The 20304-nt window shown below is 63.6% G+C and carries 20 protein-coding genes; 14 read left to right on the top strand and 6 right to left on the bottom strand.

The window, feature by feature from the left end:
* Positions 1–4: 4 nt before the first annotated feature.
* On the bottom strand, positions 5–232 hold the full coding sequence (locus GGD67_RS06265) for a DUF2093 domain-containing protein (RefSeq protein ID WP_018321926.1): 228 nt from the start codon (positions 230–232) through the stop codon (positions 5–7).
* Positions 233–422: 190 nt separating this feature from the next.
* Here GGD67_RS06265 and GGD67_RS06260 point away from each other — a divergent pair, with 190 nt between their 5' ends.
* Together GGD67_RS06260 and GGD67_RS06255 are read left to right on the top strand one after the other, a co-directional pair.
* Positions 423–1247: a dienelactone hydrolase family protein gene (locus tag GGD67_RS06260; RefSeq protein ID WP_018321927.1), complete on the top strand. Its 825-nt coding sequence runs from the start codon at positions 423–425 to the stop codon at positions 1245–1247.
* Positions 1248–1516: 269 nt separating this feature from the next.
* Positions 1517–1660, top strand: a complete 144-nt coding sequence (locus GGD67_RS06255) for a hypothetical protein (RefSeq protein ID WP_179731649.1) — start codon at positions 1517–1519, stop codon at positions 1658–1660.
* A 191-nt stretch (positions 1661–1851) separates the two neighbouring features.
* Here GGD67_RS06255 and xseA read toward each other — a convergent pair whose 3' ends face one another.
* The gene (xseA, locus tag GGD67_RS06250; RefSeq protein WP_179732236.1) at positions 1852–3474 is read right to left on the bottom strand and encodes an exodeoxyribonuclease VII large subunit; all 1623 of its coding nucleotides are present in this window, start codon (positions 3472–3474) and stop codon (positions 1852–1854) included.
* Between the two features lie 138 nt (positions 3475–3612).
* On the opposite strand from xseA, the gene GGD67_RS06245 reads away from it, so the two are divergent.
* From GGD67_RS06245 to GGD67_RS06210, 8 genes are all read left to right on the top strand, one after another.
* Positions 3613–4719: an alpha/beta hydrolase gene (locus GGD67_RS06245; protein WP_179731647.1), complete on the top strand. Its 1107-nt coding sequence runs from the start codon at positions 3613–3615 to the stop codon at positions 4717–4719.
* A 292-nt stretch (positions 4720–5011) separates the two neighbouring features.
* Positions 5012–5566 carry a hypothetical protein gene (locus GGD67_RS06240; RefSeq protein WP_179731646.1) on the top strand — a complete coding sequence of 185 codons (555 nt, stop codon included), beginning with the start codon at positions 5012–5014 and terminating at the stop codon, positions 5564–5566.
* Between the two features lie 65 nt (positions 5567–5631).
* Entirely contained in the window at positions 5632–6222 is a 591-nt protein-coding gene (locus tag GGD67_RS06235; RefSeq protein WP_179731644.1) for a hypothetical protein, read from the top strand.
* 2 nt (positions 6223–6224) lie between these two features.
* Positions 6225–6524: a winged helix-turn-helix domain-containing protein gene (locus GGD67_RS06230; protein WP_011090236.1), complete on the top strand. Its 300-nt coding sequence runs from the start codon at positions 6225–6227 to the stop codon at positions 6522–6524.
* A 257-nt stretch (positions 6525–6781) separates the two neighbouring features.
* Positions 6782–7372: a hypothetical protein gene (locus GGD67_RS06225; RefSeq protein WP_179731642.1), complete on the top strand. Its 591-nt coding sequence runs from the start codon at positions 6782–6784 to the stop codon at positions 7370–7372.
* Between the two features lie 152 nt (positions 7373–7524).
* Positions 7525–8031, top strand: a complete 507-nt coding sequence (locus GGD67_RS06220; protein ID WP_179731640.1) for an ASCH domain-containing protein — start codon at positions 7525–7527, stop codon at positions 8029–8031.
* The gene (locus GGD67_RS06215; RefSeq protein WP_179731638.1) at positions 7949–9493 is read left to right on the top strand and encodes a GNAT family N-acetyltransferase; all 1545 of its coding nucleotides are present in this window, start codon (positions 7949–7951) and stop codon (positions 9491–9493) included. Before GGD67_RS06220 ends, GGD67_RS06215 begins: the two co-directional genes overlap by 83 nt.
* A gap of 54 nt (positions 9494–9547) precedes the next feature.
* Positions 9548–9859, top strand: coding sequence for a hypothetical protein (locus GGD67_RS06210; protein ID WP_179731636.1), 312 nt, complete (start codon positions 9548–9550; stop codon positions 9857–9859).
* A 141-nt stretch (positions 9860–10000) separates the two neighbouring features.
* Here GGD67_RS06210 and GGD67_RS06205 read toward each other — a convergent pair whose 3' ends face one another.
* Both GGD67_RS06205 and GGD67_RS06200 read right to left on the bottom strand, forming a co-directional pair.
* The gene (locus GGD67_RS06205; RefSeq protein WP_179731634.1) at positions 10001–11245 is read right to left on the bottom strand and encodes a DUF3800 domain-containing protein; all 1245 of its coding nucleotides are present in this window, start codon (positions 11243–11245) and stop codon (positions 10001–10003) included.
* 41 nt (positions 11246–11286) lie between these two features.
* A complete protein-coding gene (locus GGD67_RS06200) occupies positions 11287–11499 on the bottom strand; it encodes a hypothetical protein (RefSeq protein ID WP_179731632.1) in 213 nt (70 codons plus the stop codon).
* Between the two features lie 833 nt (positions 11500–12332).
* Between GGD67_RS06200 and purD the strand changes: the two genes are divergently transcribed.
* Both purD and GGD67_RS06190 read left to right on the top strand, forming a co-directional pair.
* Entirely contained in the window at positions 12333–13616 is a 1284-nt protein-coding gene (purD, locus tag GGD67_RS06195) for a phosphoribosylamine--glycine ligase (RefSeq protein ID WP_179731631.1), read from the top strand.
* 229 nt (positions 13617–13845) lie between these two features.
* Positions 13846–14748, top strand: coding sequence for an alpha/beta fold hydrolase (locus GGD67_RS06190; RefSeq protein ID WP_179731629.1), 903 nt, complete (start codon positions 13846–13848; stop codon positions 14746–14748).
* 98 nt (positions 14749–14846) lie between these two features.
* Here GGD67_RS06190 and GGD67_RS06185 read toward each other — a convergent pair whose 3' ends face one another.
* On the bottom strand, positions 14847–15305 hold the full coding sequence (locus GGD67_RS06185) for a nucleoside deaminase (RefSeq protein ID WP_179731627.1): 459 nt from the start codon (positions 15303–15305) through the stop codon (positions 14847–14849).
* A 120-nt stretch (positions 15306–15425) separates the two neighbouring features.
* On the opposite strand from GGD67_RS06185, the gene GGD67_RS06180 reads away from it, so the two are divergent.
* Positions 15426–17480, top strand: a complete 2055-nt coding sequence (locus GGD67_RS06180; protein ID WP_179731626.1) for a pseudouridine synthase — start codon at positions 15426–15428, stop codon at positions 17478–17480.
* A gap of 175 nt (positions 17481–17655) precedes the next feature.
* Positions 17656–18213, top strand: a complete 558-nt coding sequence (gene rsmD / locus GGD67_RS06175; protein ID WP_091958677.1) for a 16S rRNA (guanine(966)-N(2))-methyltransferase RsmD — start codon at positions 17656–17658, stop codon at positions 18211–18213.
* Between the two features lie 214 nt (positions 18214–18427).
* Here rsmD and mutL read toward each other — a convergent pair whose 3' ends face one another.
* Positions 18428–20242 carry a DNA mismatch repair endonuclease MutL gene (mutL, locus tag GGD67_RS06170; protein WP_179731624.1) on the bottom strand — a complete coding sequence of 605 codons (1815 nt, stop codon included), beginning with the start codon at positions 20240–20242 and terminating at the stop codon, positions 18428–18430.
* Positions 20243–20304 lie beyond the last annotated feature (62 nt).

Here is a 20304-nt window from a genome sequence, read left to right as displayed (position 1 = left end):
AAGCTCATTGCTGCGGTTTCGGCGCGCCGGGGAAATGTCGCTGCAGCACGGCGGCGGGTGTGGCGTAGGCCTCCTGCAAATCCACGCTCCAGTACTTCAGCTCGTCGAGCGGAATCCGCGTGTCGGTGATGGCACAGCGCACGAAGGTCCCCGGCGAGATCACGCGGAAGTCGCCGTCGAGGTATTGCACTTGCGCTTCGCCATGGCCCGAGGGGCCGAACTTGTTCAGCACGGTCGAAAGTCTCCGTGGAAGGCCGCTCCGTGGAAACCCTGGAGGGCGATGTGTTGGACGGGATGTAGCATAGATAGGGCGGCTTGTCCGCCCGGTAAACCCACCGGTTTGTGATGTTTTGCCGCCGTTTCCGCGTGATAGTGCTTGGGCGAAGGATCGCTGGTTCCGGCATCTCCTGTGGCAGAGTCCGATGCGCCTTCGACTGACCGCCCTGTTTCTGACGCTGCTGATGTCCGCCGCGCATGCCGCGCCGGCGCCGCAGCCGGTCGACATTCCGCTGGCGTCCGGCGTGCTGCACGCGCAGCTCTACAAGCCTGAAGGTCCGGGGCCGTTTCCGGCCGTGGTCGCGCTGCACGGCTGCGACGGCCTCAGCAGTCATTCCGATCCCGTGCTGCCGCGCTATCGCGATTGGGCCGAGCGCCTGCTCAGGGCGGGCAATGCCGTGCTATTGCCCGACAGCTACGGCTCGCGCGAGCTCGGGCCGCAATGCCGCGTCAAGGAGATGCACGTCAAGGCGCGGCGTGAGCGCGTCACCGACGTCGCAGCATCGCGCGCCTGGCTGATGAAGCAGTCCTGGGTGGCGCGCGATCGCGTCAGCCTGATGGGCTGGGCCAACGGCGCGAGCGCGCTGCTGTGGGCCGTGCGGCCGCAGAGCGCGGCGCGCGACCTGGCGCCCGATTTCCGCGCCGCGATCGCGTTCTATCCGGACTGCCGGATCTCCGCCGGTCTCGGCTGGAGCACGCGGGTGCCGACCCTGGTGCTGATCGGCGCCAATGACGACGTCTCCTCGCCGCCGGCCTGCCGCCAGATGGTCGAGGGCGCGCATGGCCGCAGCGCGCTTGCACGCATCGTGGTCTATCCCGACGCCTATCACGATTTCGACCGCGCCAACACGCCGCTGCACGCCGCCGGCGGCAGCAACGATGCCGCCGTGCCCGAGCGCGGCCATCTCGGCACGGATGCCGAGGCGCGCGCGGAGTCGCAAAAGGACGTCGCGCAGTGGCTGGCGCGGTAAAGGAAGTCCCGTAGCCCGGATGGAGCGCAGCGCAATCCGGGACAGCGCAGCGCGTGGCACGAACCCGGATTACGCTTTCGCTCCATCCGGGCTACGGGTCTTCCAAAGCGGGGCCGTCCGAGGAACAAATTCAGGCGGACAGCCCCGCATCGACCACCGCCCTGCACGGACTTGATGGCCGACCCGGAATCTACGGATCGCACGCGGCGCCGGTTTCAGCACGTGACGGCGCCTTAGTTCGACCACGATGTCGATTAAACGCAGTCCTCATGCGCATCGTCCTCTTCGCCTCCGCACTGGCCGTCTTCACCGTCGCGATCTTCCTGTACGAGGCCCAAGCCGGCGCCCCACAGCGCGCGCCGGAGCATTGCGGCTTCTGGACCACGATCGACGCGGGATTGTCGTGTAGGTGAAGTACATCAGTCCAACACCGTCACCCTGAGGCGGCCGCTCCTTCAGCGGCCCTCGAAGGGCGACGGCCCGGCTGCATCGCGGCCGTACATCCTTCGAGGCTCACCTTGCGATGCGTCCGCATCGCAAGCCTCGCACCTCAGGATGACGGGTCGGCATTGGGAGTGCTGCGATCGCAGAGGCGCCTCACACCTCAGAACAAGCTGCCCTGATCCACCGGCTTGGCCACACGCTTCGGCGCGGGCTTTGCGTCCGCCGCAGCCGACTTTGGCTGCGCTGGCGTGCGCTTCGTCGTTGGCGCCGGGCGATCCGCGTCCGCGGTTGCGCCCACGCGCCCATCGGCAAACTCGATCTCGAGCCGCGCATTCGGCCCGATGCTGTCGGCCGCATGCAGCGGATGTCCCGCCTCGTCCCGCACCAGCGCGAAGCCGCGCGCGAGCACGCTGCGGTAGGACAGTGCGGACAGCAGCTTGCCGCTGTTCTCGACGCGAGCCTCCAGCCGCTGCAGCAACGTGACGAGCGCGCGGCCGGCGCGCTCGCTGAGGCGATGCGTGCGCTCGCGCTGGCGGAGAATCGCGTTGCGCTGCGCCTGCGCATTGGAGAGCTTTGAGGCGCGCAAGCGAACCTCGAGCCCGGCAAAGCGGTCGCGCCGACGCCGCAGCAACGAGCGCGCGGACAGGCCAAGCCGTTCACCGCACACGGTGAGGCGGTGGTCGGCCTGAGAGATCTGGCCGTGCAGCACCCGCAGCGTCAGCTTTGAGCTTGCGGCGGTAAACCTGCGGAAATGCGCGTGCGTGTTGGCCTTGAGGCAGCGGGGCAGGGATGCGCCCGCCGAATCCAGCCGCTGCCGCGGGATCGCCAGAAGATCACCGGCCGCGGGCAGCGCGCGTGCGGCGGCGCGCAGCTCGCTGCGACGGCTTTCCTGGGCGCGCTGCCAATAGGCGCGGGTGCGGCGTCCGAGGTCGGCGACCTCGACGAACAATTCACTGCGCACCGGCACGGCCATCTCGGCCGCCGCCGTCGGCGTCGGCGCGCGCTTGTCGGCGACGAAGTCGATCAGCGTGATGTCGGTCTCGTGCCCCACCGCCGAGATCAGCGGGATCATGCTCTCGGCTGCCGCCCGCACCGCGATCTCCTCGTTGAACGACCAGAGGTCTTCCAGCGAGCCGCCGCCGCGCGCGACGATCAGCACATCGGGGCGCGGAATCTTGCCGCCCGGGGCAATCGCGTTGAAGCCGCGGATGGCGGCCGCGACCTGCTCGGCCGAGCCGTCGCCCTGAACTTTCACCGGCCACACCAGCACGCGGCGGGGGAAGCGGTCCTCCAGCCGGTGCAGGATGTCGCGGATCACCGCGCCGGTCGGTGATGTCACGACGCCGATCACCTCCGGCAGCCACGGCAGCAGCTGCTTGCGCGCTTCGTCGAACAACCCTTCCGCGGCGAGCTTCTTCTTGCGCTCCTCCATCAGCGCCATCAGCGCGCCGATGCCGGCCGGCTCCAGCGCCTCGATCACGATCTGGTACTTCGAGGAGCCCGGATAGGTCGTGAGCTTGCCGGTGGCGATGACCTCGAGCCCTTCCTGGGGCTTGAAGCGCATCCGGCCGTGCACGCCCTTCCAGATCACCGCCTCGATCTTGGCGCTCTCGTCCTTGAGCGCGAAATAGCAATGGCCGGAGGAGTGGGCGCCGCGGAACCCCGAGATCTCACCGCGGACCCGGACATGGCCGTAGGTGTCCTCCACCGTCCGCTTCAGGGATTGGGAGAGCTCGGAGACGGTGAATTCAAACGCGTTGTTCAGTTGTTCCGCAGGCGGCATCGGCAAACGATTCGGCATTTTGGGGTCAGACCCGACGTTAAGGATTTTCGCCGCGCGGCGCCAATCGAGGGATTGATTGGAAGAGTACTCTGTATTATAGAGTTCTCTATCGATTGATGAGTTTGAGGGAGGTAAGCCATGGCGGTCCGGTTGCTGCGCGGCGTCTTGAGCGGTCTGAAATGGGCCCTGTGTGCGGTCGGCGGCGTGGCGCTGATCCTGACCGTGATGATCGCAACGCCGCTGGAGCGGCCACCCGAGATGCGCTCGGTCTCCGACTCTGCCAAGGGGATCGACTGGTCCACGCTGCCGCCGCTCGAACGCTTCCAGGCCCGCGACGGCACCTGGATCGGCTATCGCCATTACGCGGCCAAAGCGTTTTCAAGCGAAGTGGAAGCCGGTTCGCGTGAAGAAAACGCGTCAAAACAAGAATCCGGAGCCCGATCCCATCGGAACGGAAATGGCTCCGGGGGCCCGGCGGCGGACCGAGGTGCCATTTTCATCCATGGCTCCTCCGGCTCCAGCGGCACCGTCAACCACGCGCTGACCCATGCGATCGCCGCGCGCGGGGTGGAGACCTGGGCGCTCGACATCCGCGGCCATGGCGGCTCCGGCACCCGCGGCGATATCGGCTATGTCGGCCAGCTCGAGGACGACCTCGTCGATTTCGTTGCCGAAGTTCGCAAGACCCCGCCGGATCTGCCGCTCACTCTGATCGGCCATTCCGCCGGCGCCGGTTTCTCGCTGCGCGTCGCCGCGACGCCGATCATGCAGGACATGTTCGTGCGCACCGTGCTGCTCGCGCCCTATCTCGGCTATGACGCACCGACCAACCGGCCGAACGCAGGCGGCTGGGCCAATTTCAATGTCCCGCGCTTCTTCGGTCTGACGGCGCTGCGCAAGCTCGGCATCGACTGCTGTTCACAGCTTCCGGTGCTGGCCCTGGCGGTGCCGCCGAGCTCGGCGAAGTACCTCGTCTCGACCTATTCCGATCGCCTGACGCGCAATTTCACAACGCGCGGCTATCGCGTCGATCTGCCGGCAACCACGCGTCCGATCACCATCTTCGGCGGCTCGGAGGACGAGATGATGATCTCGGACAAATATGCGCAGACCGTGCAGGCGGTGAAGCCGTCGGTCGACGTCAAGGTCATTGACGGCATCAATCATATGGGCATCGTCACCCATCCGAAGGCGATCTCGGTGATCGCCGAGGACGTGGCAACGCGCGGGGCAGGGCAGTCATGATGCGGCTCGCAGGTGGCAGGGCAATCGCATATGGAGCACGATGCCGCCGCATTGGCACTGCGCTCCCTCCCCCGCTTGCGGGGGAGGGTTGGGGAGAGGGTTTTTCCGCGTTGGGGTTGTCGAGAATTTACCGAGTACGTCCCTGCGCGGTTCTTTCCTCCCGGGGATTGTCCCGTTGCGGAGGTACCCTCTCCCCAACCCTCTCCCGCAAGCGGGAGAGGGAGCCCAGTGCCGATGCCGCTGCGTTGTGTTCACCATACGCTGCGATGATGCCGGGTTGATGGGGACCGATATGATCGATAGCAAGCAAGCTGCGGAGTCCCTCGCCGACATCGACGACATCGTCCAGCGCGTGAAGCAATCGCAGCTCTATGAGCTGGCGAGCCTCGCCGCGGTCTGGTGGGGCGTCTTGGTGTTCGCAGCCAATCTCGTGACCTGGCTTTGGCCCATCTACGCGGCCTACGCCTGGGTTGCCGCGGATGTTTTCGGCGTCGGCGGCCTGATTGCACTTCGCGTGCTCGATCCGAAAAGCCACCCCTTTGGCGCCGGTGTCGGCATCAGGTTGTTCCTGATATTCGCGCTGTTCTTCGCCTTCGGTTATTTCGTCACCAGCGTCGTCGGTCATTTTGGTCCGCGCCAGCTGGGAACGTTCTGGCCGATCTATTTCATGCTGTTCTACACGCTCGCCGGGCTGTGGTTCGGCTACGCCTTCGTGGCGATCGGCCTCGGCATCACGGCGCTGACGCTGTTCGGCTTCTTCTATATCGGCGAGGCGTTCCCGCTCTGGATGGCCTTCGTCAATGGCGGTGGCCTGATCCTCGGCGGCCTCTGGATGCGGCGGATCTAGCGCATGCCCGGGCTCGACGACATCATCCACCAGCCTGCAGCCAATACCCAGGAAGGAGCGCGCCCGTGATCGACAGCCATCAGGCTCCTGAAGCACTGAACGCCAATGAGCATGCCGTTCGTCGTGGGCAGCGGTCGCAGGTCTACCTGGTCGCGGGTCTCGTCCTGCTGATATGGGCCGTGATGCCGTTTGCCGACGATGTCCTGATGTGGTTCTGGCCGCGCTACGGGGCCTATTATTGGAACAGCTGGTTCGTGGTGAATGACGGGCTGTATTTCTGGTTTGCACTCTACGTCGTCTCGGCTCTCGGCCTCGTTGTTCTCGGCGCCTATCATCTTTCGAGAAACGGCATCCGCCTGTTCGACAGGCGCACTCTGCTGGCGCTCCTGCTGATCGCCGCCTTCGGCCTCGTCTGCTGCACTTTCGGCAGGTTCTCGCCGCGCCAGCAAACGGTGTTTTGGGAGGTCTACATCACGCTGGTCTACCTGACGGCGGGCCTTCGGTTCGGCTACGCCTTTGCACCGCTCGGCGCGACCATCATCGCACTGACGCTGATCGGATATTTTTATATCCCGGGTGTACCGCTGTTGCCGTGGATGGCAGCCGTCAATGGCGGCGCGCTGATCGCGGGTACCCTCTGGATGCGGCGGGGCTAGCCGTGGCGGAGCTCGACGACATCATCCACCAGCCATTGCGGCTGAAGATCATGGCGGCGCTGAACGCGCTGCCTGCGACCGCGGGACTGGAGTTCTCGCGGCTGAAGAAGCTGACCGGCGCCACCGACGGCAATCTCGGCGCGCATATCGAGACCCTGGCGAAGGCGGGCTATGTGTCCGTCGAGAAAGCCTTCGTCGGCAAGAAGCCGCAAACCACGGTGACGGCCACGGCGGCGGGTCGCGGCGCGTTTGCGCGGCATGTGGCGACGCTGCAGGAGATTATTGCGGGGAAGCAAGTTTAGCACCGCCGTCATTCCGGTGCGCGCGCTTCACCCTCTCCCCTTGTGGGAAAGTCAACAGTGGAATAGCCCAGCAATATCAGTCGGTCCACATCCGAGTGTATGGGCAGTTTAAAAAATCAAAATCCGCTGACACTACGGGGCGATGCCGCTCGACGACCTGCTATGGTTGGGGGGGGCGGCGGAGGCGCGCCCTGGTTGCCGGATGCCGTGCAGGCCGCGCGTCGCGACCAGTCAGAACGCGAGAGGCCGATGATCCTATGACCGTCAGCAGGGCAGCAAACGTTAACGTCATCGCGCGGGAAGCCCATCAAACCGGTGTGGAGATTCTCCAGCTTGTCGAACTCCTAGAAAAGCAGAACACCGGGCGGATAAATGGTAACCTCTCCGATTCCGGGGCCGCCCGAGCCGCAATAACGGTTAGAAACTCGCTGATAACCCGATTGGTAATCCTAGTGGCGGGAGCATTCGCCCCAACTAGGTCGGGTGACAAGCATCTAAGAATGGGCTTCGTGGAAACGGCTGATCCTAGCGTGCGCAGTCAGTTGCCGATGGACAAGCAGGCCCTTGCACAAGCGGAGGCCCTTTGGACGAAGCTGCAATCCGATTCACGCTTCGCCACAGTGAAACATTTCCGCGACAAGTACACAGCCCATTCCGCCGATCCGAAACCCGGCATGCGGCCCCCACAATATGGCGAGATGTTCGACTTCGCCAAAGAGGTTGCGATCACTATGGAACAGTTCGCAATCGGAGTAGGCATCACCAGCGAAAAGCTCAGCGAAACTGCGGATTGGCGGATCGAATCTACCCAAAAGTTTTGGGAGCCGTGGGAGTTTCTCAGAAAGTGAGATCAGCCTGAAGTCATGGGCGGGCTCAGGCGGCGAGCCACGGCGTGTCTCGCTCTGGCTGATGATGCGGATTCGGCTCCGCCGGGATTTGACTTGGCTGTGCATCCAAGTGCTGATTCAATCTAGGCGTCGATTCGGAAGCGGGAAATGCAATGAAGGTTAGCGAGCCACGGGACTTCTTGGTAAGCATCCGCCCGCAGTATGTCGCCAAAATTCTAGACGGCCAAAAGACCGTAGAACTGCGGCGACGCTTTCCCGAGTCCGTCAACCTCGGGGCCAAGGTGTATATCTATTCCACCAGCCCGGTCCGTGCCGTCGTCGGATGCGCCAAGATCAAAGAGGTTCAGCGTCTGGCCATTGCCGAAATCTGGAAAGAGCACGCCAACGCCGCCTGCGTCTCGCGCCGAGAGTTCTACGACTACTTTAGCGGCACCAAGTTTGGCTTTGCCATCCTGCTCGGGGCTGTCAAAGCGATGCGCACCCACCTGACCGCGAGTGAACTTGAGGCTCAATTTGGGATTGTGCCCCCTCAATCTTATCGGTACGTTACAAAGCATTTTAATTCATTGCTAGACGATGGACCATTTCAAACTACTCATCGACACTCACATAGTAATCGGGCTGGAAGACCCGAAGCCGGTCGAGGCGCGACTCGCTGATATTTCCCGGCTTAGCAATGAGTATGGCGTTGGCCTTTTCGTTGAGGGCGCAAACTACGACGACATAGCACGTGATCGAGATGAGGGACGCCGCAGAGTCACGCTCAGCAAGCTAGATAAGTTTCAAAAATTAGCCGGTCTGCCGAACCAAAGCGACGCAGATTTGGTCACGCGGTTTGGCCCCATCAAAAAGGACAATGACCGTTCAGATGCGCGGCTGCTCGCCGCTTTAGACGCGCGAGCTGTGGACTATCTCATTTCCGAAGACGGCAACTTACACAAGCGGGCTGCGCGGGTGGGATTGAGCGACCGCGTTCTCACCATTGACGATGCGCTGCAATGGCTAAAGCTCACCTTTGTAGCAAAGACGGTCGAACTTCCCCACGTCATCGAACGCAAAGCATATGAACTTAGTGAACATGATCCGATCTTTGTGAGTTTGCGTGAGGACTACCCGCCATTTGATGGTTGGTTTGAGCGTTGCAAACAAGCTCACCGTGATTGTTGGGTACTAGAGATCGATTCTGAGATAGCGGGCCTAATAATACGAAAAACAGAGACGCACTCAGAAGCTCAAACTCAACACCGTGGACCAAAGATTCTAAAAATCTGCACCTTCAAAGTGCGTGATGAGTATCTCGGCGAGAAATTTGGCGAGCTGCTGTTGAAGCAGGCCCTGTGGTTTGCTCAACACAACAACTACGACCTTGCTTATCTCACAGTTTATCCCAAGCACGCGCTTCTCATTTCATTGCTCAAGTATTATGGATTTTCGGAGACGATGAGGTCAGCGACCGGCGAGCTGGTGATGGAAAAGCCCACCTTGCGCGGCGCTCTGCCTGCACTCACCGGAAATGCGCTCGATTTCGCGCGGGCCAACTATCCCCGTTTCCATGATGGGGCAGCAGTGGGCAAGTTCTATGTGCCAATCCAGCCGGATTATCACCGCAGGCTGTTCCCGGAAATTGCGTTTGGTCGAGAACTGCCTCTCTTTCCGACTGCCGACTTCGGTCCCATTCTGACGCGCGAAAAAGACAGGACACCCGGAAATACCATTCGTAAAGTTTATCTGTGCCACGCGCGCACCAGCATGATTAAGCCGGGCGACATACTGCTCTTCTACATGTCTAAAGATGAAGCGTTGGCGGCGAGCCAATCCATTACGACGCTCGCAATCGTCGAACAGGTAAGTGACATCGACGACCCGGATGAGCTTATAAAGCACACTGCCAAACGCTCGGTGTATTCGCCTGAGGAGATGCGGGCGATGAATCCAACGCCCGTGTCACCGGTCAAAGTAATAGACTTCCTTTTGGTTGGTCACACGCAACCCGCTGTCGGATTGGCGGAACTTCAACGTCTCGGCGTTCTTGGAAACCATCCGTACCAGTCGATTACGATACTGTCAGAAGATCAGTATCGAGCCCTTAGGGGGGCGGTTGACCTCGGTTTCGCGTTTTAGAATTCCGTTTTTTCCTTCCGAACTGAGTGTGACTTAGAACTAGGATGCGGCCAGATGGCAGGATCGAAAGAGAAGCGAAGGAAGTATCTGGCCCGTCGCGCTGAAATGCTGGCGGCGATGGTGGTCGAACGCGCCTCACTAAACAAGAAAAAGAACCTGAAGCCTAAAGGTCATGACAAACATCCCGAGGCCGATCCCGACTTGGTCGATGGTTGGGATGACGTCGTTGACACCACGCGACCGTCCACCGAGGCCGAGGCGAAGACCGTCAAAGAGATCAACAAGGGTTGGGTCTCGAATCACTGGAGTCGGCTGCAGGGTCGCCCCATGCCGGGCGGCCTGCCATCGCTTGGCAAACGCCGATAGTGGTCACCCCGCTTTGCGCCGCTCGGCCTCGCCGCATTCAGCAAGCGGTCAGGGTGCCATCTGTAGGGCTCATTCAACGCTCGCATGTCGGCGTGGCAGGGCGGGGATTGTCACGGCTTCAGTTGCAATGCTTAAAGAAACCTAGCGTCTTCCAACTTTCTCCACGATGTGCGCGTCAACTTCCGTAGCGGGCATTGCGACCCCGTGTCCCCTCATAAAGGGAGGAAGATGATCACGCTTGTACTGCTCCATTGATGCCAAGCGATTTTGTTCCGCTTTCGCCAGTAATTCTCGCGCCTGCGCCTCCTGCTCTGGGGTGATAGGCGTATTGAAGATCGCGCCATACCTCTCCTGCATGACACGGTTTACCCCGCTGAACGAAAAATCACTTTCCCAGCCGTGTGTCAGCGCATAGTGGACGATCGCCTTACACTTGGTGGGAAGCTCCCGTTCTTTTCGAAACTGGCTATAAAGCCACAAAACGACATCAGTGACTTGAATTCCCGCGCTCTTTTCATCAGCCTTGACTTCAAATTCGCTTCCTACGACCTTCTGCAAGCTGAAGGTCTCTCCCGCCCAACGTATCTGGTCGGGCGCAGCGGTAGTGAAAAGCTCATGAAACGCTGCCAGTGATTTGGCGAATTCGGCCTGCTGGTCGTGCGTGATCCGCGCAACTCGCTTCTTGAACTGTTTCGCGAAGTGGTCGAGGCCATCCAGTAGATTTGCGAACGCCACAAGGTTCGGGAAGTGTGCCTGCCGAGATAACTTTCTATCGGTGTGAATTTGGATTGCCTTGGGATGCAGTCGGGCCCACTCCAGTCCCTCTCCGAGAACTTCGCGGGACCTGTGATCAGGGACCTCCAACAGGTTTCCGTGCAGCCGAGCACAAATTCCCGGCAGCATTTCGTACGCCTTCTCTTCACTAGGTTCGAGGATGCATTGCCAGAATAGCCGAGCCGTCTCTTCGTCCACAGTTAGCGCGAGCTTGAAAGCGAGCAGCAGCCGGAGCGGGCGAAGATTGTAGTGATGCCATGCAACGCCTGCATTTTCTCCGGAATCGAAGAGAGAATCGAATACCTTAGTCGCAAGAAGGTATTTCTTTTCGACGCGGGAGATAAAGAAATGAGCGTGAGCTTTGTTCAGCAAGGCGAGAAAATCATCTGCAATCTTCTCAATCCGACCTATGCCCAGCTCCTTGCCGTGCAGGGTATCGACGCCGAGCGCGGCAGTGAGCTTTAAAGCTGCTTCGCTGTAGCCGTCGTCGAAGTTGCCCTTCGTGATCAGGGCCGCTGTAAAAAAATCCGGTTGCGCTTCATCAAACAGGTTGTGGCCGGTGTTGCCCGTCTCATCAACGTATGCGTACAACGGAATTTTAGACTGGCCCATGGAACGTCGCCGCCGTGCAATTTTTGCGTGAAGGATTGCGATTATACCCGCAACGTATCAATATTCAAATCGGGGACGACATGTCGTGCGGAGACGTGGTTGGCACCGTCCTGACCTTCAATGATCTCGGGAAAGATCGTTTCACTTTGGCTTTTTACCAATTTACCAATCGAGTTGGGGCCCTTCTCGCCTCGCGGCGCTCGCGCTTGCGCCGGGTCGGGATTCCGCTCTGAGTTGCGGAGGCCACCGCTCATGATCGAAGCGGCTCATCCTCTCCAAACTCGACGGCTTCCCATGTCATCCGTTCCGACATTCCGCCGCGCCTATTCCACCTCTCCTTGGCATTTTCCCAGGACTGGTGAGTTACGTCCATTTCAACGTCGCACTTGTAGCAGTGTATGATTACCTTCCTCGGACGCAGTTTCACGAGCTGAAAGCCAGCGGCCGCCTCATCACAGAAAGGGCATGGCAGAAGTTGCGCGCGAGCATCGGCCATTTCTGCACCGAAAACAGGGTCACGCGGGTCCGCGCGCTCTGATCCGGTGAGTCGTTGCCAAGTCGTTACCAGTTGGCGCCAAAAGCGATCCAAAGAACACAGCCTCCAAACAGTCGCTGCCTTCGGACTGTAGAGGAGAGAACAACTTCACGCACGGTCATTTTGCGCGTCTAAGTGCAGGTTAGCCTACTATGCGGCCCCCCAGTCGTCGCCCCTGCGCTCTCCGCCTCGGCGGCCTCACATGCGAGAAGCGGGTCAGGGTGCCAGCGGCCGATGCCCTTGCGATGGGGGCGGGAATTTAATGGTTGCAGTCGGCGACCGTTAGGCGCTTCGCGGCCCCCGTACAGTCTTGGTCAGCCCGTTTTTCGCCTCTGCTCGGCTTCGGCCGCTTCGCAGGGCGTCGCGAAGCGACGAGCCCGGAATCCATCTTGCTACCAACGCTGCGGCCCAATGGCTTCCGGGCTCGCGCTACGCGCGCCCCGGAATGACAGGGGGAATTGAATGACGGGGGAGTTTGAGGCGTTTCCCCTTGAGACGCGCCGCGATTCGTGCGACCTCCGCCCCAGCAAAACCCCTCATTCTGAGCCTTCGATGCACATTCTCCTGCTCGGTTCCGGCGGCCGCGAACATGCCCTGGCGTGGAAGATCGCGGCCTCCCCCCTGGTGACCAGGTTCTGGTGCGCGCCCGGCAATGCCGGCATCGCGCGGGAGGCGGAATGCGTGGCGCTCGACGTCGCCGACCATGCGGCGGTGATCGAGTTCTGCAAGACGAACAAGGTCGAGCTCGTGGTGGTCGGGCCGGAGACGCCGCTGGCCGCCGGCATCGTCGACGACCTCACCGCCGCCGGCATCAAGGCGTTCGGCCCGAGCAAGATCCCGGCCCAGCTCGAAAGCTCCAAGGGTTTTACCAAGGCGCTGTGCACCGAATTCGGCATTCCGACCGGCGCCTACAAGCGCTTCACCAACGCAAAGGATGCGCGCGACTACGTCCAGAGCCAGGGCGCGCCGATCGTCGTGAAGGCTGATGGCCTTGCCGCCGGCAAGGGCGTCGTCGTCGCCAAGACCGTGCGCGAGGCCGAGGACGCCATCGCCATGATGTTCGAGGGCGCGTTCGGCGAGGCCGGCGCTGAGGTCGTGATCGAGGAGTTTCTGCCGGGCCGCGAGATCAGCTTCTTTGCGCTGTGCGACGGCGAGACGGCCATTCCGCTGGCCTCCGCCCAGGACCACAAGCGCGTGTTCGACCACGACGTCGGCCCGAACACCGGCGGCATGGGCGCCTATTCGCCGACGCCCTTGGTGACGCCCGCGATCCACGACGCGATCATGGCGAAGATCATCTTGCCGACGGTATCAGGCATGAAGCAGCGCGGCACGCCGTTCCGCGGCATCCTCTACGCCGGCATCATGCTGACGACGCAGGGGCCAAAGCTGTTCGAGTTCAACGTCCGCTTCGGCGATCCCGAGTGCCAGGTGCTGATGCTGCGCATGATGTCGGACATCGTGCCGGCCTTCCTCGCCGCCTGCGACGGCCAGCTGAAGAATTTCGATCTGCGCTGGCATCCGGACTCCGCGCTCACGGTGGTGATGGCGGCGAAGGGTTATCCCGGCGACTACCAGAAGGGCACGCGGATCGACGGGCTCGATGACGCCGCGAAGGTGGACACCGTCGAGATCTTCCACGCCGGCACGGTCGAGAAGGACGGTGCGATCCTCGCCAATGGCGGCCGTGTGCTCAATGTCTGCGCGCTCGGCAAGACCGTGACGGAGGCGCAGGCGCGTGCCTACCAGGCCGTCGACCGCATCAGCTGGCCCGAGGGCTTCTGCCGCCGCGACATCGGCTGGCAGGCGGTGGAGGCGGAGAAGGCCAAGGGCTGAGAAGCGGCTGACAAGAACCGGCTCACGATCCCGGACGGCGCTCAAAGCCCGCCAATCCGAGAATCTCGAGGGCTTGTGTCACCACGCCGCCATATCGACATTCCAGAATGTGCAATCAGCTGTTGGGGTTAGTAGCCCCGCCGATGATACCGCTACTGTGCATGGGGTTGTTTTCGCAATTTTAGGTGTCGGGGCCGGCCCCGACTGACCCTTTAAAGGATGCAGAAAGATGTCCGATCTCGCCGACCTCTATCCGGATTTTGCCGCCGAATGGATCAATACCTCCTTCGGCCGCATCTTCGCCCGCGTCGGCGGCAGCGGGCCGCCGCTGCTGCTCCTGCACGGCTTCTCCGAGACCCATGTGATGTGGCACCAGGTCGCGCCCGAGCTGGCCAGGCACTTCACGCTGATCATCGCCGATTTGCCGGGCTACGGCTGGTCCGACATGCCCGAGAGCGATGCGCTGCACATCCCCTACAGCAAGCGCGCCATGGCCAAGGCGATGGTGGAAGTGATGGAGCGGCTCGGCCACGTGCACTTCGCGCTGGCCGGCCACGACCGCGGCGGCCGCGTCTCCTACCGCCTCGCGCTCGACCATCCCGGCCGGCTGTCGAAGCTCGCGGTGCTCGATATCTTGCCGACCTATAATTACTGGGAGCGGATGAACCGCGCCTATGCGCTGAAGATCTATCACTGGACCTTCCTGGCGCAGCCCTATCCGCTGCCGGAGACGCTGATCTCTGGCAATGGCGAGTTCTTCTTGCGCTTCAAGATGGCGAGCCAGACCAAGTCGAGGACGTTGGACGCCATCGACCCGCGCGCGCTCGAACATTACCTCGCCCCGTTCCGCGATCCCGCCCGCGTGCATGCGATGTGCGAGGACTATCGCGCCGGTGCCTATTTCGACTACGACCTCGACAAGGCCGATTTCGAAGCCGGCAAGAAGATCACCATTCCGATGCTGGCGCTGTGGGGCAATGCCGGTGTGGCACAAGCCGCAGCCACGCCGCTCGACACCTGGCAGCAATGGGCGACGAACGTTGTGGGCATGCCGGTGGATTCCGGCCACTTCCTGACCGAGGAGAATCCCGACGTGACGGCAGAGGCGCTGCGCGAGTTCTTTTCGGGCTGACGATCTTGTAGCCCGGATGGAGCGAAGCGAAATCCGGGTCTGTCAACGCCGCGACACTGCCCCGGATTGCGCTTCGCTCCATCCGGGCTACGACTGCCCTACCTTCGCTCCCGAAAGAACTCCTTGAGCAGCCGCGCCGCCTCGCTCTCGCCGACCCCGGAATAGACGTCCGGGGCGTGGTGGCAGGTCGGCGAGGCGAAGAACCGCACGCCGGACTCGACCGCGCCGCCCTTGGGATCGGCGGCGCCGTAATAGAGGCGCCTCACCCTTGCAAACGAGATCGCGCCCGCACACATGGTGCAGGGCTCCAGCGTCACGTAGAGGTCGCAGTCGACCAGGCGCTCGCTGCCGGTCTTCCTGGCCGCCTCGCGCAGCGCAACGATTTCGGCATGGCCGGTGGGGTCGCGGTCGGTCAGCGTCCGATTGGCGGCGGTGGCAATGACCTCGTCATTGCGGACCACCACGCAGCCGATCGGAACTTCGCCCGCTTTTCCGGCATTTTCGGCCGCCAGAAGCGCCAAATCCATGAAAGAGGGGGCTTTCAAGCCTCGTATCATCCGAAGAAACCTGCTAGTAGCTGCGCCTTCAGCAGAAGTGCTTACCGGTTTTGCCTGGGCATGCGGCTCCGAACGAGCGCGCACAATGCTCAACGGCCACCCCCTTGAGTGAGATCATTCATGCCTCGCGACAGCGACAAAGACAACGATTCCCGCGGCCGGCGAGGCCCGGCCAAAGGCGGCCGTTCCGGCAAGGCGCGCGGCCCCGAGAAGAAGTTCGCCAAGCGCGGTTTTGAGGGCAAGAGCGAGGGCAGGGGCGATCGCGACAGCCGCCCGCCCCGCGAGGGGAAACCGTTCCGCCGCCGCGAGGAGGGCGATGCCCCGCGCCGCGATTTTTCCGACCGTCCCCGCTTCAAGCGCGATGACCGCGGCAGTGAGGGTCGTGGCGAGCGCAGCTTCAAGCCGCGCGGCGACCGGCCGTTTTCCGATCGCTCCTCGCGCGATGGCGAGAAGCGGCCGTTCAAGCCGCGTGGTGATCGCCCGTCCTATGGCCGTGATGACCGTCCGCCGCGCAGCCGGGATCGTGACGATTCCCGTCCCGCCGGCCGGTTCGGCGACAAGAAATTCGGTGACAAGCGTCCCTACGCGCCGCGTGGCGATCGTCCGGAACGCAAGTTCGACAGCGAGCGGAAGTTTTCGCGGGGCGGTCCTGATCGCGACCGCGGCGAGCGCGGTGATTCCAAGCCGTGGCAGAAGCGCGACGACCGTCCGCGTGGCGATCGTCCGCCGCGCAAGGATTTTGGCAAAGGCCCGCGCAAGGATTTCGGCGGCCGTGATCGCGGCGAGGACAAGCCCTGGCAAAAGCGCGACGACCGTCGCGACAGCGGCGGCGGCGAGGACCGTCCGCGCTTCTCGCGCTCGCGCGACGATCGCGCATCCGGTGATCGTCCGTTCCGCGAGCGGCCCAAATTCGATCGGCCCCGCGAGGATCGTCCAAAGTTCGATCGGCCCCGTCGCGACGGCGATGGCGACCGCGGCGGGCGCGGCGGCGACCGGCCGAAATTCAATCGTCCGCGCGAGCGCTCGGAAGGCCGCTCCGATTGGCACGAGCATCCGCGCAGCGAAGGCCGTTTCGGCGATCGCCCGCGCCGTGACAATGAGGACGACAGCAGGATTTTCGAGAAACGCCCGGCCTTCGGCGGCCGCGGCGCCTATCGCGAGCGGGACCGCGATTTCGACCGCCGTCCGCGCCGCGAAGAGGAGCCGAAGCCGAAGAAGGCCGGCGAGCGCATCGCCAAGGCGCTGGCCCGCGCGGGGCTTGCCTCGCGCCGCGATGCCGAGGAGATGGTCACGCAGGGCCGCGTCACCGTCAACGGCCGCGTCATCAACTCGCCCGCGCTCGACATCACAAAGAACGACGTCGTCCTGGTCGACGGCAAGCCGTTGCCGGAGCGCGAGCGCACGCGGCTGTTCCTCTATCACAAGCCGCGCGGACTGATGACCACGCATGACGATCCCGAGGGTCGTCCGACCGTGTTCGACAACCTGCCCGAAGGCCTGCCGCGCCTGATCTCGATCGGCCGGCTCGATTTCAACACCGAAGGCCTGCTGCTGCTCACCAATGACGGCGGGCTCGCGCGCACGCTCGAGCTGCCCGACACCGGCTGGCTGCGCCGCTATCGCGTTCGCGCCCATGGCGACGTCACCCAGGCGCAGCTCGACGAGCTCAAGAACGGCATCGAGGTCGAGGGCGTCAAATACGGTCCGATCGAAGCGACGCTGGAGCGCGATCAGGGCGCCAATGTCTGGCTGGTGTTCGCGATCCGCGAAGGCAAGAACCGCGAGGTGCGCAATGTCTGCGCTCATCTCGGGCTCGAGGTGAATCGGCTGATCCGGGTCTCCTACGGTCCGTTCCAGCTCGGCGAGGTGCCCGAAGGTCAGGTCGAGGAGATCCGCTCGCGCGTGCTGCGCGACCAGCTCGGCGACAAGGTAATCGAGAAGTCGGGTGCGCAGTTCGACGTGCCGCAGAAATCTTCTGCGGGTGATGACGAGAAGAAGCCCACCAGCAAGCGTGCCGTCATCAACGACCGCAAGGGCCGCCGCGTGCTGGTGCAGCGCACCGGCAGCGAGGAGGCGCGCGAGCGCAACGAGGAAGAGGCCAACGGCTATGGCCCGCCGCGCCGTCCCAAGCGCGGCTATCACGGCAAGCGCGACCTGACGCCGCGGGAGGATTGAGAGTGAGGAGCTCTTCGTCGCTCGGCACTCCCTCGTTCCCTCCCCCCTTGTGGGGGAGGGTTAGGGAGGGGGGTACCCCACGAGAGGTCGCTGCTTGTGGCACCTCCTTCCCCAACCCTTCCCCACAAGGGGGAAGGGAGCTTTCCTTCCGTGCCTCTACTATTCGAGTCTCATAATGCGCGTCGTCGGCGGCAGGTTGAAGGGGCGCAATCTCGCCTCACCGTCCTCGCGCGACATCCGCCCGACGGCGGACCGCCTGCGCGAGTCCGTCTTCAACATCCTCGTGCACGCCTATGATGATCCGATTGCGGACGCGCGCGTGCTCGATCTCTTCGCCGGCACCGGGGCGCTCGGCATCGAGGCGTCGTCACGCGGCGCGAAGTTCACGCTGTTCGTCGACAACGGCGCGGAAGCTCGGGCGCTGCTGCGCAATAACGTCGAGTCGCTTGGCCTCGGCGGCGTGACGAAAGTCTATCGCCGCGATGCGACCGATCTTGGCCCGGCGCATCCCGTCGAGCCGTTCTCGCTCGCGTTCCTCGATCCGCCCTACGGCAAGGGCTTTGCCGAGAAGGCGCTGGCAAGCTTGCGCGATGGCGGCTGGCTCACGCCCGGCGCGCTGCTGGTGGTGGAAGAGGCGAAGGCCGCGCAGTTCGCGACGCCGGAAGGATACGAGGAATTGGAGCGGCGGGCGTATGACGACACGGAGTTCGTGTTTTTGCGTAGGGCGGATTAGCGAAGCGTAATCCGCCGTCGGCTCGTTCCGCGGGGGTAAAGGCGGCGGGTTACGCTACGCTAACCCGCCCTACGAAGCTCATCGCGCCGAACAGCCTTACTGCCGTAGGGTGGGCAAAGCGGAGCGTGCCCACCACCTGTCTCGATCATGCGCAGATCGTGGGCACGGCGCTTTGCGCCTTTGCCCACCCTACGGCACCTTCACCACGGCACCGTCACCTTCGCCCGAACAGCTTCTCCACATCGCTGAGCTTCAGCTCGACATAGGTCGGCCGGCCGTGATTGCACTGGCCGGAGTTCGGGGTTTCCTCCATCTCGCGGAGCAGGGCGTTCATCTCTTCCGGCCGCAGCCTTCGGCCGGCGCGCACCGAGCCGTGGCAGGCCATGGTCGCCGCGACGTGCATCAGGCGGCGCTCGAGCGGCAGCGCCTCGTCCCACTCGGCCATGTGCTCCGAGAGATCGCGCAAGAGGCCGCCGGCATTGGTCTTGCCGAGCAGCGAGGGCGTCTCGCGCACTGCGACCGCACCGGGGCCGAAGGATTCGATGGCGAGGCCGAACGATGCAAGCTCCTCGCTGCGCTCCAGGAGGCGCTCCACCGTCGCCTCGTCCATCTCGACGATCTCGGGAATGAGGAGGATCTGCCGCTGCACGCCGTTCGCCGCCAGCGAGGCCTTCAGCCGTTCATAGACGATGCGCTCATGCGCGGCATGCTGGTCGACGATGATCAATCCGTCGCGGGTCTGCGAGACGATATAGGTCTCGTGGATCTGCGTGCGCGCGGCGCCAAGCGGACGATCGATGAGGTCGGCGACCGGTTGCGTCTCGAACCGCACGTCCGCGCTGGGCGCACCGACGTCGAAGGCGGCCTGCGCGCGCTCGGCGAAAGCGGGTGCGGCCGATCCTTCGAAGGACGGCATCGGCGCGACTGGGGCGGACGGCGAAGCCCGCCAGTCCCAGCTTGCGGGACGCGGCGGCGTGAAGGCCGGCCGGAACGCGGACAACGCGCTCTCGCCGCTGTTGGCGGCGGTGCGACGCCCCTCACGCGCGAGCCCCTCTTTCAATCCGTGCACGATCAGCGCGCGGACCAGGCCGGCGTTGCGGAAGCGCACTTCGGTCTTGGCCGGATGGACGTTGGCATCGACCTCGCGTGGGTCGAGCGTAACGAACAGCGCAAGCACGGGATGCCGGTCGCGTGGCAAATAGTCGGCATAGGCTCCGCGCACCGCGCCGAGGATCAGCTTGTCGCGGACCGGGCGGCCGTTGACGAAGAGATACTGCCCGAGCGCGTTGGCCTTGGTCAGCGCAGGTGCAGCGGCATAGCCGGCGACGACGACGCCCTCGCGCTCGGCGTGGACCTCGAAGGCATGGCTGCGAAACTCAGCGCCCAGGATGTCGCCGAGCCGCGTCAGGCGGCCGGCGGCGCCGGGCAGCGCGGCAGCCCAGGTCACCGGTGCGCGCTCCTCGCCCGCCAGCGTGAAGGCGATGTCGGGCCGCGCCATCGCGAGGCGCCGCACCACTTCGCGGATGGCTTCCGCCTCGGTGCGGTCGGTCTTGAGGAATTTCAGCCGGGCCGGCGTCGCATAGAAGAGGTCGCCAACCTCGACGCGGGTGCCATGCGCCAGCGCTGCCGGCATGATCTCGGACTTCTCGCCGCCCTCGACCGTGAGCGCCCAGGCGTGCGGCTCACCCGCATGCCGGGTGGTGATGGACAGACGCGCCACTGAGCCGATCGAGGGCAGCGCCTCACCGCGGAACCCGAGCGTGCGGATCTGGAGCAGATCCTCGTCGTCGAGCTTGGAGGTGGCGTGGCGCTCGACCGCCAGCGCGAGGTCTTTCGCGGTCATGCCGCCGCCATCGTCGGTGATGCCGATCCGCCGCCGCCCGCCGCCGTCGGTGAAGACGTCGATCCGGCTGGCGCCGGCATCGATCGCGTTCTCGACCAGCTCCTTGACCACGCTCGCCGGACGCTCGACCACCTCGCCGGCGGCGATGCGGTTGACGACCTGTTCTGGAAGCTGGCGGACGGGCATGAGGTTCTGATCTGGATTCGCGGACAGCGCTATTCTAGGCCGTGTTGCGTCAAAAGCATGTG

This window comes from Bradyrhizobium sp. IAR9 (assembly GCF_013408065.1).
GTDB lineage: Bacteria > Pseudomonadota > Alphaproteobacteria > Rhizobiales > Xanthobacteraceae > Bradyrhizobium.
Note: the sequence above shows the minus strand (reverse complement) of the source record. Positions and strands in the feature narration are given on the sequence as shown.